Annotated in this window: 13 protein-coding genes; 2 read left to right on the forward strand and 11 right to left on the reverse strand. The window is 63.0% G+C overall.

The genetic code is table 11. The features are described 5' to 3' along the window. Positions 1 to 9 precede the first annotated feature (9 nt). A complete protein-coding gene (gene rpoC / locus NZ993_06750; protein MCS7155487.1) occupies positions 10 to 4,284 on the forward strand; it encodes a DNA-directed RNA polymerase subunit beta' in 4,275 nt (1,424 codons plus the stop codon). Positions 4,285 to 4,338: 54 nt separating this feature from the next. Here the strand turns inward: rpoC and rfbD are convergent, their stop codons facing one another. From rfbD to NZ993_06805, 11 genes are all read right to left on the reverse strand, one after another. Next, on the reverse strand, positions 4,339 to 5,277 hold the full coding sequence (gene rfbD / locus NZ993_06755; protein ID MCS7155488.1) for a dTDP-4-dehydrorhamnose reductase: 939 nt from the start codon (positions 5,275 to 5,277) through the stop codon (positions 4,339 to 4,341). After that, positions 5,274 to 6,053 (reverse strand): imidazole glycerol phosphate synthase subunit HisF, encoded by a 780-nt coding sequence (gene hisF / locus NZ993_06760; GenBank protein MCS7155489.1) that lies wholly within the window; start codon positions 6,051 to 6,053, stop codon positions 5,274 to 5,276. Before hisF ends, rfbD begins: the two co-directional genes overlap by 4 nt. Beyond that, entirely contained in the window at positions 6,053 to 6,832 is a 780-nt protein-coding gene (hisA, locus tag NZ993_06765; protein MCS7155490.1) for a 1-(5-phosphoribosyl)-5-[(5-phosphoribosylamino)methylideneamino]imidazole-4-carboxamide isomerase, read from the reverse strand. The genes hisF and hisA overlap by 1 nt, the downstream gene beginning before the upstream one ends. A gap of 80 nt (positions 6,833 to 6,912) precedes the next feature. Next, positions 6,913 to 7,515, reverse strand: coding sequence for an imidazole glycerol phosphate synthase subunit HisH (gene hisH, locus NZ993_06770; protein ID MCS7155491.1), 603 nt, complete (start codon positions 7,513 to 7,515; stop codon positions 6,913 to 6,915). 3 nt (positions 7,516 to 7,518) lie between these two features. Then, positions 7,519 to 8,103 (reverse strand): imidazoleglycerol-phosphate dehydratase HisB, encoded by a 585-nt coding sequence (gene hisB / locus NZ993_06775; protein ID MCS7155492.1) that lies wholly within the window; start codon positions 8,101 to 8,103, stop codon positions 7,519 to 7,521. Between the two features lie 108 nt (positions 8,104 to 8,211). Then, the gene (locus NZ993_06780) at positions 8,212 to 8,652 is read right to left on the reverse strand and encodes a ferritin-like domain-containing protein (GenBank protein ID MCS7155493.1); all 441 of its coding nucleotides are present in this window, start codon (positions 8,650 to 8,652) and stop codon (positions 8,212 to 8,214) included. A 65-nt stretch (positions 8,653 to 8,717) separates the two neighbouring features. After that, complete coding sequence (sppA, locus tag NZ993_06785) at positions 8,718 to 10,457, reverse strand: signal peptide peptidase SppA (GenBank protein MCS7155494.1); 1,740 nt, start codon at positions 10,455 to 10,457, stop codon at positions 8,718 to 8,720. A gap of 22 nt (positions 10,458 to 10,479) precedes the next feature. After that, entirely contained in the window at positions 10,480 to 11,286 is an 807-nt protein-coding gene (locus NZ993_06790; GenBank protein ID MCS7155495.1) for a DUF3078 domain-containing protein, read from the reverse strand. Positions 11,287 to 11,345: 59 nt separating this feature from the next. Beyond that, positions 11,346 to 11,840 (reverse strand): DUF5683 domain-containing protein, encoded by a 495-nt coding sequence (locus NZ993_06795; protein MCS7155496.1) that lies wholly within the window; start codon positions 11,838 to 11,840, stop codon positions 11,346 to 11,348. After that, on the reverse strand, positions 11,837 to 12,748 hold the full coding sequence (locus tag NZ993_06800) for a ParB/RepB/Spo0J family partition protein (GenBank protein MCS7155497.1): 912 nt from the start codon (positions 12,746 to 12,748) through the stop codon (positions 11,837 to 11,839). Before NZ993_06800 ends, NZ993_06795 begins: the two co-directional genes overlap by 4 nt. Then, positions 12,741 to 13,574, reverse strand: coding sequence for an AAA family ATPase (locus NZ993_06805; protein MCS7155498.1), 834 nt, complete (start codon positions 13,572 to 13,574; stop codon positions 12,741 to 12,743). The genes NZ993_06800 and NZ993_06805 overlap by 8 nt, the downstream gene beginning before the upstream one ends. A 167-nt stretch (positions 13,575 to 13,741) precedes the next feature. Between NZ993_06805 and NZ993_06810 the strand changes: the two genes are divergently transcribed. Beyond that, positions 13,742 to 14,167 (forward strand): archease, encoded by a 426-nt coding sequence (locus NZ993_06810; GenBank protein ID MCS7155499.1) that lies wholly within the window; start codon positions 13,742 to 13,744, stop codon positions 14,165 to 14,167. The last annotated feature ends 74 nt before the right edge of the window (positions 14,168 to 14,241 follow it).

Below are 14,241 nucleotides of genomic sequence, written 5' to 3' on the forward strand. Positions count from 1 at the left end.
GATAGAGCCTTGTCGCTGGCCAAGACGCTCAAGATCAAGCGGGATTTCACGCGCATCACGCTCTCGCTGGCCTCCCCGGAGGCGATTCTGGAACGCTCCTACGGGGAAGTGCTCAAGCCCGAGACGATCAACTACCGCTCTTTTAAGCCCGAAAAGGACGGGCTCTTCTGCGAGAAGATCTTCGGGCCCGTCAAGGACTGGGAGTGCGCCTGCGGCAAGTACAAGCGCATCCGCTACAAGGGGATCGTCTGCGATCGCTGCGGCGTGGAGGTCACCCAGAAGGCCGTGCGCCGGGAGCGCTTCGGGCACATCACCTTGGCCGTGCCCGTGGTGCACATCTGGTACTTTCGCTCGATCCCCAACAAGATCGGGCTCTTGCTGGGGATGAGCTCCAAGGAGGTGGAGCAGATCGTCTACTACGAAAAGTACGTTGTCGTGCAGGCCGGGGCGGCGCGGCAGTTCGGAATCGAAGATAAGCAGCTTCTCAGCGAAGACGAGTACTTCGAGGTGCTGCAGCAGCTTTCATCCGAGAACGCGCAGTTGGACGATCAGAACCCGGATAAGTTCATCGCCAAGATGGGCGGTGAGGCCATCGAGATGATGCTCAAGCGCATCGACCTAGAGCAGCTTTATCAGGAGCTGCGCCAGCAGGCGATGCACGAAACCAGCCAGCAGCGCAAGCGCGAGGCGCTAAAGCGGCTGCAGGTCGTGAACATGTTCCGGGAGGCCAACGAGCGCGTGCCCAACCGCCCCGAATGGATGGTGCTGCGCGTCATCCCGGTCATCCCCCCTGAGTTGCGGCCCCTGGTGCCGCTCGAAGGGGGGCGCTTTGCCACCTCAGACCTCAACGATCTGTATCGGCGCGTGATCATCCGCAACAACCGGCTCAAGCGGCTTATGGATATCCGCGCCCCTGAGGTGATTCTGCGCAACGAAAAGCGCATGCTTCAGGAGGCCGTCGATGCGCTCTTCGACAACAGCCGCAAGGGCACGGCCGTAAAAGGCGAGTCGAACCGGCCGCTTAAATCCCTCTCCGACATGCTCAAAGGCAAGCAAGGCCGGTTTCGCCAGAACCTTCTGGGCAAGCGCGTGGACTATTCCGGGCGTTCCGTGATCGTTGTGGGCCCGGAGCTGAAACTGCACGAATGTGGCCTGCCCAAGGAGATGGCCATCGAGCTGTTCAAGCCCTTCGTGATCCGTAAGCTCATCGAGCGGGGGATTGTAAAAACCGTTAAGTCCGCCCGCCGGGTCATCGATCGGCGCGATCCCGTGATCTGGGATATTCTGGAGAAGGTCATCGATGGCCATCCGGTCCTGCTGAACCGCGCCCCTACGCTGCACCGGATTAGCATCCAGGCCTTCCAGCCGGTCCTGATCGAGGGCAAGGCCATCCAGCTGCACCCGCTTGTGTGCGCGGCCTTCAACGCCGACTTCGACGGCGACCAAATGGCCGTGCACGTGCCCCTCAGCCACGATGCGTGCCTGGAGGCCATGATTCTTATGCTCTCCAGCCACAACATCATCAGCCCCGCCAACGGCCAGCCCATCGCCGTGCCAAGCCAGGACATGGTGCTGGGTATGTACTACCTGACCAAAGCGCGGCCCGGGGCGAAGGGCGAGGGCAGGCTTTTCTCCTCTCCGGATGAGGTCATCATAGCCTACGATCAGGGCGTTGTGGAGCTGCACGCCCGGATCAAGGTGCGCATCGCCGGCGAGCTCGTGGAGACCACGGTCGGACGCGTGCTCTTTAACGAGCTTGTGCCCTCAGAGGTGGGCTTCATCAATGAGCTGCTGACCAAGAAGAACCTCAAAGACATCATTTACCGGGTTTACAAAGCCTGCGGCATCTCCCGAACGGCGCAGTTTCTGGATGATCTCAAGCAGATGGGCTTTGAGCTTGCCACCCGGGCAGGTATCTCCTTTAGCCTGGAAGAGATCATCGTGCCCGAGGAGAAGCAGCCCATCATCCAGGATACGCTGCGCGAGGTGGCCGAGATCCGGATGCGCTACGAGATGGGCTTCATTACCGACAACGAGCGTTACAACCAGGTCATCGACGCCTGGACGCGCTCCATCAACCGGGTCTCGGAGATCTTGTACCGCCGTCTGGCCGAGGACCAGCAGGGTTTCAACGGCATCTTCATGATGCTCGATTCTGGAGCCCGCGGCTCCAAAGACCAGATCAAGCAGCTGGGGGGCATGCGCGGGCTCATGGCCAAGCCCCAAAAGAGCCTAACCGGCGGAGCCGGGGAGATCATCGAACATCCTATTATCGCCAACTTCAAAGAGGGCCTCTCGGTTCTGGAGTACTTTATCTCCACGCACGGGGCCCGAAAGGGGCTCGCCGATACGGCCCTTAAGACGGCCGACGCCGGCTACCTGACGCGCCGGCTCGTCGACGTGGCCCAGGACGTGGTCATCACCCTGGAGGACTGCGGCACGTTGCGCGGCATCCACATGACGGCCCTCAAGGACAACGAGGAGATCGTCGAGCCGCTGGCCGATCGCATCATCGGCCGCGTCTCCGTGCACGACGTCTACGACCCGCTTACGGATGAGCTTATCGTCTCGGCCGGAGAAGAGATCACCGAGGAGCTCGCCGATCGGATCGCCAACACCTCCATCGAGATGGTCGAGGTGCGCTCGCCGCTTACCTGTGAGGCGCCGCGCGGGGTCTGCGCCAAGTGCTACGGCCGTAACCTCGCCACGGGCCGCATGGTGCAAATCGGAGAAGCCGTGGGCATCATCGCCGCCCAGTCCATCGGTGAGCCAGGCACCCAGCTTACGCTGCGGACCTTCCACGTCGGGGGCACGGCCGCGCGTCTAGAGGCCGAATCCAACATTAAGGCCAAATTCTCCGGCCGGGTGCGCTTCGACAAGGTGCGCTATGTGGTCTACGACGATGGAGAAGAGGAACGCCAGGTCGTCATCAACCGGGGGGGGCAGCTCGAGATCCTGGACGAGAACAACCGGGTGGTCTTCACCGCCAATGTGCCCTACGGATCGGAGCTGCTCGTCTCGGATGGGCAGGCGGTGGAGCGCGGCCAGATCCTGTGTCGCTGGGACCCCTGGAACTCGGTCATCGTTTCGGAAGTCTCCGGCACAGCCGAGTGGCACATGCTCGAAGAAGACGTCACGTACCGCTCCGAGGTTGATGAGCACACCGGGCACCGGGATATCGCCATCATCGAGTCCAAGGACAAGACCCTAACGCCCATGATTGTTGTTCGGGGCGAGCAGATCACCAAAGAGTATCCCTTGCCCGTCAAAGCGCGCGTGGTCGTGCAAAACGGTCAGCGCATCCAAGCCGGACAGGTGATCGCCAAGATCCCCCGGGAGACGGTGCGCACCAAAGACATCACAGGGGGCTTGCCCCGCGTAATTGACCTCTTCGAGGCTCGCCAACCCGCCAATCCGGCCGTCGTATCCCATATTGACGGGTTTATCCGGATGGGCGAGCGCAAGCGCGGCCAACAGGAGATCATCATCACGGCTCGGGATGGCCAGGAGGAGCGCCGCTACCACATTCCGCTCTCCCGGCACATCCTGGTGCAGGACGGTGATTTTGTAAACGCCGGGGATCCGCTCACCGATGGTCCGATCTCCCCGCAGGACATCTTGGACATCAAAGGGCCAGGGGCCGTACAGGAATACCTGGTCAACCAGATTCAAGAAGTCTACCGCATGCAAGGCGTCAAGATCGCCGACAAGCATATCGAGATCATCGTCCGGCAGATGATGCAGAAGGTACAGGTTGAGGACCCCGGCGATACGAAGTTTCTTGAAGGCGAGTTGGTGGATCGGACGGCCTTCAACGAGGAGAACGAGTTCATCTACGACAAGCTTGTGGTGCTCGATCCGGGCGACTCCAATCTGCGCATCGGCGACATCATCAGCAAACGCCGCCTGCGGGAGCTCAACTCCGAGCTCAAGCGGCAGGATCGCCGCCTGATCGAAGTCCGTGAGGCTCGCCCGGCCACCTCTCGGCCTATTCTGCTCGGGATCACTGAGGCCGCGTTGCGGACCCAGAGCTGGGTTTCGGCCGCCTCCTTCCAGGAGACCACGCGCGTACTGGCCGATGCGGCCGTGGCCGCCAAGACGGATCTGCTTTTGGGGCTCAAGGAGAACGTGATCGTGGGGCACCCGATTCCGGCCGGCACGGGCTGGCGGCCATTCCGGAACGTGCTCGTCGGCTCTCAGCGCGAGCTAGAGGCCCTGCGGGAAGGCAAGCCCAAAGTGGTGCCCGGCCTGGAAGGCTCTGGATCCCTGCCCGTAAGCCCCTAGACCCCGCCTAAGACCGCAAAAAAGCCCCTCCTGCTTGGAGGGGTTTTTTTATCTTCAGGCCGCTTGGGGCTCAAGCTGCTGGCGCAGCTCCCGCAGAGCCTCCCTCAGGGATCGAGGGCGATAGCCTAACTCGGTCTCCGCCTTGAGGATGACAAAGCCCGTTCGAGGTGGACGTGGGGCGTATTGGCCCAATTGCTCGGACCTACAGGGTTCGATACGATCCGGATCTAAATCGAAGGCTTCCGCCACACATCGGGCAAAGTCGTAGACGCTCAGCAGCTCGCGTCCGGAAAGATGGTAAATACCGCGGGCGCCGAGCCGGACCAGGCGCTCAATGCCCCGAGCCAGGTCTACGTTGTAAGTGGGGGTGCGGTATTGATCTACAACCACCCGCAGTCGCTCGCCCCTGCGAAGCCGCTCAATGACCCAAAGGGCGATGTTCGGACGCTCCAACCTCTGGGCGGTGCCGTAGACGAGGGCCGTGCGCACGATGGCCCAGTCTACGAGACTGGCGCGCACTTCGTTTTCGGCCGTGAGCTTACAGGCCCCGTAGTAGTTGATCGGATTCGGGGGATCGTCCTCCCGATAGGGGCCGTTTCGGCCATCGAAGACGAAATCCGTCGACAGAAAGACCAGTTTGCTGTCGTAGCGCTCACAGGCCCGCACAATGTGCTGCGTGGCCTGCACGTTGGTGCGCCAGCATAGGGCCCGATCCCGCTCGCAGGCGTCTACGTTCGTCATGGCCGCGGCGTGGACGACCACATGCGGGGTAAAATCGGCGAACACCTGCTCGATGTCGGATCTCTTGAGCACATCCATGCGCACGTAGCCCGCCCCCAGGTTTCCGAAGCGGGGCTGGGCATCCCGCCCCGTGGCCAGCACATCGTAGCGGGCGTAGCGGGCAAAGGCCTCCACCAAGCGCTGCCCCACGAGCCCATTGGCGCCCGTAATGAGCACCCGAAGCGGCAGGATATCCCCAAAGGGTAGGCTCATGGCGATTCCACCTGTTGCAGCGGGCGCACCGGAATGCCGTGCTGAGCTAAGTAGCGCTTGATGTCCTCGATTCGGTAGCGTCGAAAATGGAAGATCGAGGCCGCCAGCACCGCGTCGGCGCGACCCTCTTGCAGCGCCTGCAGGAGATGCTCCGGCTCTCCGGCGCCTCCGCTAGCGATTACCGGCACCGGGACGCGCTCGGCAACGGCCCGCAGCAACGCCACGTCGTAGCCGTCGCGGGTACCGTCTTGATCCATGGACGTCAGCAGAATCTCCCCGGCTCCGCGTCGGACCGCCTCTTCGGCCCACGCTAGGGCGTCCTGCCCCGTGGGCCGGCTACCCCCGTGCGAATAAACCTCCCAGCCGCCCGTCGGTCGGCGTCGGACGTCTATGGCCACCACGATACACTGCGAGCCAAAGGCTTCTGCTCCCTCCGTGATCAGATCCGGCCGGATCAGGGCTGCCGTATTGAGGCTCACCTTGTCGGCCCCAGCCTGAAGCAGCAGGCGCATATCCGCCAAGGATCGGACCCCTCCTCCCACGGTAAGGGGGATGAAGACGACCTCGGCCGTGCGGCGCACGACCTCCAATAGCGGCTCGCGTCCCTCCGCGGAGGCCGTGATGTCCAAAAACACCAGCTCATCGGCCCCCTCCGCATCGTACCGGCGCGCCTGCGCTACGGGATCGCCGGCGTCTACGAGCTCCTGAAAGCGCACGCCTTTGACTACCCGACCCCCAGCTACGTCTAGACAAGGGATAATCCGGCGCGCAAGCATTAGCGCTGCCTCCGGATGCGAGCCGTGGTAAAGCAGCTCAAGTCCAGTTCCTCTTTGTAGTGCACGCACCAGAGCTTCTGGCACGGGAAGTGGCCCTCGTATAAGGCCCGGCCGATGATCACAGAGTCCACCCCTAGGGGCTCCAGATCGGCGAGCGCCAGAAGATCCCGGTAGCTCGAGACACCTCCGGAGGCCGTTATGCGCAAGCCTGTAGCCTCGGCCAGTTGGCGAAGGGCCTCCAGATTGGGCCCGCTCAGCATCCCATCCCGCGCGATATCTGTGAAAATCACCCGGTTTACGCCGAGCGCCTTCACCTCCAGCGCCGTCTCTATAAGTTGGCGCTTTGAGCCGTGCCTCCAACCTTGGGTGCGTATCTCGCCATCGCGAGCATCTAGGCTGACAACCACCCTCGAGGAGCCGAAATCCTGTACTAAACGACCGATCAGCTCCGGATCCCGTACAGCCGCTGTGCCCAGCACGACCCTATATACGCCCATATCTAATAGCCGGCGCGCGTGCGCATAGGTGCGCACCCCGCCGCCCACCTGGATGGGGATGTCGAGCGTTTGCGCGATCGCCTCCACAACGGACAAGTTGACGGGCTCACCGCGCAGGGCGCCGTCCAGATCGACCACGTGCAGCGTCTTGGCGTTTTGTACCCGCCACAGCTGCGCGGTCTGGACCGGGTTTTCGAAATAGACCGTCTCGGTCTCAAAGCGGCCTTGCACGAGCCGTACGCAGCGGCCCTCTTTGATATCGATGGCAGGGATGACCAGCATCATGTTGTCGCCTGACAGGTGTTGCGCTCATCGGTTTCGATTTTCTAAAGAGCACGGAAGCAGATGTTCCCTGGATCCGATCACGGACGCCACCGGGCGAAATTGGCCAGCAGCCGAAGCCCCACGGCCTGGCTTTTCTCGGGGTGAAACTGCACGGCCACTACGTTCTCCCACTGCACAACGGCCGGAAAACGAACGCCGTATTCGGCCTCCGCCGCCACGTACCGCTCCGGGCAGGCGGCGTAGTAGGAGTGGACGAAGTAGAAAAACGGCTTTTCGGGCAAGCCGACAAATAATGGACTGAAGCCGAGCGGCTGCACCGCGTTCCATCCTATATGGGGCACTTTAAAGCCCTCTGGAAAGCGAACCACGCGTCCGGCTAGCAGGCCGAGGCCCGTATGATCGCCCTGCTCTTCGGAGCGCTCAAAGAGCAGCTGCAGCCCCACGCAGATGCCCAGTAGCGGGGTTCCGGCCCGAACGGCCGCCTGGATGGCCTCTTCTAGACCAAGGCCGCGCAGCGTCTGGATACACCGTCCGAAGGCCCCCACGCCGGGCAGCACAAGCCGTTCGGCTCGGGTGATCCGATCCGGATCGGCTGTGCGTTCGACGCGCGCGCCCACCGCGGCGAAAGCCTTCGCCACGCTGTGCAGGTTGCCGATCCCATAGTCGATCACCGTCACCATGGCCTACAGCAGGCCCTTTGTGCTTGGCACCTCGCTCTGGCGCGGATCCAGAGCCACCGCCATGCGCAGGGCTCGGGCCGCCGCCTTGAAGAGGGCCTCAACCTGGTGATGGGTGTTTTCTCCGTAAAGCAGGGCGAGGTGCAGGTTCATGCGGCCGGCGTCGGCAAACGAGTAGAAGAAATGGGGCACAAGCTCCACGGGTAACTCCCCCGCGCGGCGATCCGAGAAGGAGGCCTCGCAGCGGAAATAAAACCGGCCGCTTAAGTCCACTACGGCCCGGGCCAGCGCCTCATCCATGGGCACGTAGGCGTATCCGTAGCGGGCGATGCCGCGTTTATCTCCCAGCGCTTCCCGGAAGGCCTGACCCAAAACGATGCCCAGATCCTCCACGGTGTGATGGGGGTCTACGTGTAGATCGCCCGTGCAGCGCATCTCGAGATCAAAGCCCGCATGATAGCACCAGAGGGTGAGCATGTGATCAAAGAAGCCCACCCCCGTGGCGCCCTCCAGGGAACCCGATCCGTCGAGCGCAAGCCGCACCCGGATGTCCGTTTCCGCGGTTTTGCGGTGAATTTGAGCCCAACGCATGACGGGGCGAATATACGGCACGCGGTGGATTCGGGGGAAAAAGCCAACCCGAAGAAAAAAGCCTGAAGCGCGTCCGCTTCAGGCTTGGTTTTTCGTTCAGAGGTCGGGCTAGTAGGGCCAGTTTTCCAGCATCTGGCGCACCTCGTCGTGGTGCACCTGCTCCTCCGCGATGATGCCCTCCAGCTGCACCACAAGCGCTATGTCGTCTAGCTCCTGAGCCTGCAGCCGGCGCTCTTTGTAGCGTTCGATCGTCTCCCGTTCGGCCTGGAGCACGTTTTCCAGCATGCGCTTGGGATCGCGCGTAAGCTCAAAAGGGGGGACCTGGATGGTAGGCGTGCCGCCTAAGGCGGCGATCTTATCGGCCAGGATTTGGGCGTGTCCGAGCTCCTCGGGGATCTCCTTGGTGAAGAACTCCCGTAGCTCAGAGCGCATAGGGCCCGTGACCAGACTCGCGTAGAGCCGGTACATCATGATAGCCTGAAATTCGTGGGCCAAATCCGTGTTGAGCCCCTCCAAAAGGGCCTCCCGTGCGAGGGTCTTCGTCGTCATAGTCGGCCTCATCTAGCTTTAAGTTGCGGTCTTGATACGAGGGCGTGCGTTCTATGGTTCCGTCGCTAACGGACGTACAGCCGGAAGGGCCACCACATCCATATGGGCCCAGATTGGCATAGCTGTTGCAGGCGTTGCGCTAGCCCATCGACCGGGGAGACGCGGACGACGAACGGCTCCAGCAGCCGCTCCAGCAGCGTCTTGGGCTCGGGATACGCTTTCAGCCGCACGCGCCGGGGATCCAACCCAGCTCGCCGGCAGAGCAGCTCCAGGGCCGTATCGAAGCCGCCCAACGTGTCCACAAGCCCCAGACGATGGGCGTCGCGCCCGCTCCAGATGCGCCCCTGCGCTAAAGGCTCGATGTGCTCGATCGGCCGAGCTCGGCCCGAGGCCACGCGCGCAAGAAAGCTCCGGTAGAGGCGCTCGATTTCCGCCTGCATCCAGCGGCGCTCCTCGGCTGAGAGCGCGCGCAGCCCCGAGGCCCAATCGGCGTAGGGGGCGGTTTTGATCCTGTCGACGCTCACCCCAAGCTTGTGCTCCAGGAACGGCCCGGCGTTGATGTGCAGGCCGAAGACCCCGATGGAGCCCGTGACCGTAGCCGGATCGGCCACGATGGTATCGGCGGCCACAGCTAGATAATACCCTCCGGAGGCGGCCACCCCGGACAGGGAGGCCACGACGGGCTTGCGGGCGGCCAGCTCCCGGATGGCATGCCACATGACGTCGGAGGCCGTGGCGCTGCCGCCCGGGCTATCGAGGCGCAGCAAGACGGCCTTGACGGTTCGGTCTCGGCCCACGCGCCGAAGCGTGCGCAGGAAGCTTTCGGATCCGATCGTGGGCCCCCCCGACAGGGGATCGAGGCCGCTTTCTCCGACCGTGATCGTTCCGGTCGCGTAGACGATAGCCACGGCATCCGGCCCCTTGCGGCGTTCATTGGGCAGCTGAGCGTATTGGCCGGCCTCCACCAGGGGCAGCCGCCGATCGGGCTGTAAGCCGAGGCGCCGACGCAGGGCCGCCTCGATCGCCTCCTCGTAAGCTAGCCCGTCCAAAAGCCCAACGCGATGGGCGTCCGCAGCCGAACGCACCGTTGCGGTGCGACGCCAGCGCAGAAGCGAATCCCGCGCAAGGCCCCGGCTCTGGGATACGGCCGATAGCAGCGTCTCGTCAAGGACGCGCAGCAGCTCCTCCAGTTGCCGCCGGTTTTCGGGGCTAAAGCCGCGGCGCGTGAAGGGCTCTACGGCGCCTTTGTAGGATCCGGCTCGGATCGCCTCGACCTCTATGCCCAGTCTGTCCAGGGCGCTGCGGAAGAAGAGCCCCTGCGCGTAGAGCCCATCCCACTCGAAAAACCCCTCCGGAGGACCGAGCACGCTATCGGCCACCGTGGCTACGTAATAGGCCGCCTCCGAAAACCCATCGGGCCCCGAACTAGCCAGCAGCCATTTGCCCGCTCGGCGCAGACGCTCTAAAAGCCGGCGGGCTTCCGAAAGCCGGGCCCAATCGGCCTCCAGGGCCCCCAGACGCACCCAGACGACCCGAATGCGCTCATCGGACTCGGCTAGCTCCACTATGTGCCGAAGCAACTCCAGTGTGGGCGCCTCCCCTTGAGCCCCCCCGAGCAACGCAAGCAAAGGTTCCTCGAGCTTGCGCTCCCAAAGAGGGCCGAATAGCTCGATGCGGAGCACGGCCCGAGCAGGCACGCTCGGCGTGGCGGGGCGCATCAGCAGCCCCAGCAGTATCCCGAAGCCCACCACGAGGAGCCCCGCGGCCAGCAGCAGGCCAAGCATCACGGCCAGCACAGTTTTCATGAAACGCATGGGGCCTCCGGTCTCACCAGAACGTGTACGAAAACCCCAACGCGAGCACCTCCTTAAGCTGGGGCTGCGGATTGAGGTCGCGATCGTAGTACAATACTGCGCTCACGTTGGCGTGCAGGAATTTGTTGACGCGCATAAGCAGCTCGTTCTCCCAGCGCGCTATAGGACGCGGGAAGCGCTCGTAGGGCGAGAAAATCCCCATGCGGGCCGTCCATTGCACGTTGGGCAAGAGGTTCTGCCGGTTGACGGTCCCCACGATCTCCATGCCGGGTTGCCAGCGCACGCGCTGCCCGGGCTTAAGGCCGTAGCGCGAGCTTAACGCGGTATCGCGCACGATGGTCTGGCGCAACGCTAGACTCAGACGCACCGCGCGGCGTTCCGAAGCCGCGTAGGTTATCCCCAAAGCCTGCGTAAAGAAAGCCGGGGCCAGGAAGCGCGACGTCAATGGAGGAGGGCTTTTTCTGTAGTCGTAGCCGGGGGCGAATTGCGTGCGCCACTCAAGCGAAAACGTCGGATGCAGCGGGCCCTCTGTTAGGTATTGCCAGTGGAAAAGCCAACGGATCTGATCCTCGCTTTTGCGGTAAGCTAAGCTGTCCTGCTTGATCTGGCCGTAGGCTAGCACGAGGCCGTGTTCAAAACGGTGCGGACCGCGGCGGATCTGCGCGCCGTGTTCCAGTTTGCCCACAAAGGCGAGGCTGTTGGCGCCCCCCTCGCGCCAGTTCGCGTAGTAGGCTTGGCTGATGTTTAGGGTGCCCACCAGGGAATGCGTCCAGGACCAACGGAGGGAGTCGGATACAAGGATGAGCAGCGTAGCCAGCATCAGGCGATCGCTCCTGTCTGCGGGGGCTAGGCAAATATAGGCGCCTGGGCGGCCCTCTGCTACCGGAACCGCAAACGCAAGCGCAAACCGGGGGCGAGCGAAGCAGGAGGAGACCCGGCCAGCTGGGGGCTAACGTCGAAGTCCCGAAGATGCGCATCGACATAAGCGTCGAGCACGTTTAAGCCGTAGACCGCCAGAAGCAGAATCCAAAACAGATCGCGCGCGTTGCGGTAGGCATCTCGGCGCTGGCGTAGGGTCTCGGTGCTGAGCTCGGCCCACGCGGCGGGTAGAGAGCAGTCGGTTTGTCCGAGCACGCGGCAGCGGTGGGCCCGCCGGTACTGCCGGTAGTGTCGATCCAGAAAGGCCAACTCAGCCCCTAGTCCTCCGAGCACAGCCCAGACGCCGAGGGCCTTTAGAGGTTTGCCGTTTAGGAGCTGACCCCAACCGGGCAAGAGGGCCGAGCGCAACGCGACCTGTGAGGGGCTTATCGGGGCAATAGAGACCGAATCTGTCCAACCCACCAGTAAACCCGCCGTGAGCACCAACGCGGTCATCCCGGTAGCGTTTCCAGGAGCTCTAGCAGACGGTTGAGCTCTTCAAGCGAATAGAAGGATACGCGGATCTCCCCACGGCCACCAGAACGCTGTACGATCTGCACCCGCGTGCCCAGCTTGGCCCGGAGACGGTCCTCGGCCTCTGTTCGAAAGGGAGGAGCCGGTCTCTGTGTGGGGCCAGCGGTGACAAGGGGGCGCGTTTTAAGACGGCGCACGAGCTCCTCGACCTGGCGTACGGAAAGGTTTTGCCGTAGGGTCTGCTCCAGCACCCGCAGCTGCTCTTCTTTCCGGTTTAGGCCCAACATGGCCCGCGCATGGCCCATCGAGATGCGTCCATCGCGCAGGGCGGCCTGTATGGCGTCGGGCAGCTGCAGCAGGCGCAGGAAATTGGCCACCGTGGAACGGTCCTTACCGACCCTTTCGGCGATCTGCTCTTGCGTCAGGCTGCATTCTTCCAGAAGCCGGCGGTAGCCGAGGGCGATCTCAAGCGGGTTTAGGGCCTCCCGTTGGATGTTCTCCACGAGGGCCATCTCGAGCATGGTCTCGTCGTTGGCCTCGCGCACAAAGGCCGGTATGCGCGGCATGCCGATGCGCCGACAGGCGCGCCACCGCCGCTCACCCGTAATGAGCTCGTAGTAGCCGTCTTCGGCGGCCCGCACCGTGATGGGCTGAATAAGGCCGTGTTGCCGAATAGATTGGGCTAGCTCCTCGAGGGCCTCTTCGTCGAATTGCTCCCGCGGTTGATACGGATTGGGGCGAACGCGATCGATGTCGATCTCGATGGCTTGTAGTTTGCCCATCACCCCCAGCTCGGAGCCCGAAGGGGCGGGCTGTGGAGATGGGCTAGGTAGCAAGGCCTCTAGGCCACGTCCCAAGACGCGCGTGCGCGTATGTGTGCGGTCAGCCATGGGTTTTGCTGTCTGCCCATCCGCCATGAGAGGAGGAGGTGGTCTCCGCGGCCGCCCACTCGTTGCGCTCCAGTATCTCTCGGGCGAGGGCCAGATAGTTGTTCGCGCCCGCGCTCCCAGGGTCGTATAGCAGCACGGGTTGGCCGAAGCTTGGCGCCTCGCTCAAGCGTACGTTGCGCCGGATGAGCGTGCGAAAGGTGAGGTCTTGGAAATAGCGTTTAACCTCGTCGTAGACTTGGTTGGAGAGCCGGATGCGCGCATCGTACATAGTCAGCAGCACGCCCTCTAAGCGCAGCTGCGGGTTGCAGCGTTCTTGCACCAGCCGAATGGTCTGCAACAGCCGGCCTAGCCCCTCCAGGGCAAAATACTCGCATTGGACGGGTATAAGCACGGAATCCGCGGCCGTCAGGGCGTTGATCGTAAGCAGGCCGAGCGAGGGGGGACAGTCGATCAAGACGAAGGCGAAGCTCTCCCGCAGCGGCTCAAGCACCCGTTTGAGCACAAACTCGCGGCCTGACCAGTGCACGAGTTCTATTTCTGTCGCCACGAGATCCGGCTTGGCCGGCGCGACGTACAGCTGGGGTAGCTGGGAGACCGGCTGAACGAGCACATCCGGGAGCTTGGCTCCACCCAGCAGGACCTCGTAGATCGTCAGCGAGAGCTTGCTGGGCTCTAGCCCCACCCCACTTGTGGCGTTTGCCTGGGGATCGAAATCGATGAGCAGGGTGGGCTGCTCCAGGGCCGCCAGGCTGGCGGCTAGGTTGATGGCCGTGGTGGTTTTGCCCACCCCACCTTTTTGATTGGCAATCGCGATAATTTTGCCCATAGGACCTGTCCACTCCTCACAAAATATACCACCCCTTCCTAGAGCGTGCAAACCGGCCCAGGCCGGGGCGATCTGCGGGGAGGTTATCGTATCTTTATGTCGCTTGGGCGTCCTTGTGAGGACGCCTCGAACTGCAAAGTACGCACACCGCCCATAACACCTTCGCCATGGGCTACAGCTGGATACCCCATACGGCCGATGTTGCGCTTCGCCTCTGGGGGGCGGACCCAGCGGCCCTATACGTTGAGGCCGCCCGTGGGCTTGTAGACGAAATGACCGATGGGGCCCTAGAGGGCGCTCAGCCGCGCCAGTGGCGTTCTGTTCGGCTCTGCGCCGCCTCTTATGCGGAGCTGCTTGTGGACTGGCTCAATGAGCTCATCTTTTGGTACGAAGCGCACGCCCTGTATCCCGTGGCGTTTCGGCTGCGCGCCGAAGTCAGATCCGAAGGTTATTGCCTCCTGGGCGAGGTGGGCGTCGTTCCCGTGGGAGAGCAAGTGGCCAAACTCCAGCTCAAAGCCGCCACCTATCACGGGCTGCGCTTCGCCCAGGCCGCTGACGGAACCTGGGAAGCCGAAGTGGTGCTGGATATTTAAGGACCGGAGAGGGCAAGATGGCTGAGTTTCGCATTCCTCAGAAGCAAAACCTGGTGCGCGTAGACGAGGTCACT

This window comes from Bacteroidota bacterium, from assembly GCA_025059945.1.
Lineage (GTDB): Bacteria > Bacteroidota > Rhodothermia > JANXDC01 > JANXDC01 > JANXDC01.

Coding starts and splice junctions, on each gene's coding strand:
- hisH (MCS7155491.1), bottom strand. CDS start 7,515: ATGGTGACGGTGATCGACTATGGGATCGGCAACCTGCACAGCGTGGCG.
- NZ993_06810 (MCS7155499.1), top strand. CDS start 13,742: ATGGGCTACAGCTGGATACCCCATACGGCCGATGTTGCGCTTCGCCTC.
- hisA (MCS7155490.1), bottom strand. CDS start 6,832: ATGCTGGTCATCCCTGCCATCGATATCAAAGAGGGCCGCTGCGTACGG.
- NZ993_06790 (MCS7155495.1), bottom strand. CDS start 11,286: ATGCTGGCTACGCTGCTCATCCTTGTATCCGACTCCCTCCGTTGGTCC.
- NZ993_06805 (MCS7155498.1), bottom strand. CDS start 13,574: ATGGGCAAAATTATCGCGATTGCCAATCAAAAAGGTGGGGTGGGCAAA.
- NZ993_06780 (MCS7155493.1), bottom strand. CDS start 8,652: ATGACGACGAAGACCCTCGCACGGGAGGCCCTTTTGGAGGGGCTCAAC.
- NZ993_06800 (MCS7155497.1), bottom strand. CDS start 12,748: ATGGCTGACCGCACACATACGCGCACGCGCGTCTTGGGACGTGGCCTA.
- NZ993_06795 (MCS7155496.1), bottom strand. CDS start 11,840: ATGACCGCGTTGGTGCTCACGGCGGGTTTACTGGTGGGTTGGACAGAT.
- hisB (MCS7155492.1), bottom strand. CDS start 8,103: ATGCGTTGGGCTCAAATTCACCGCAAAACCGCGGAAACGGACATCCGG.
- sppA (MCS7155494.1), bottom strand. CDS start 10,457: ATGAAAACTGTGCTGGCCGTGATGCTTGGCCTGCTGCTGGCCGCGGGG.
- rfbD (MCS7155488.1), bottom strand. CDS start 5,277: ATGAGCCTACCCTTTGGGGATATCCTGCCGCTTCGGGTGCTCATTACG.
- hisF (MCS7155489.1), bottom strand. CDS start 6,053: ATGCTTGCGCGCCGGATTATCCCTTGTCTAGACGTAGCTGGGGGTCGG.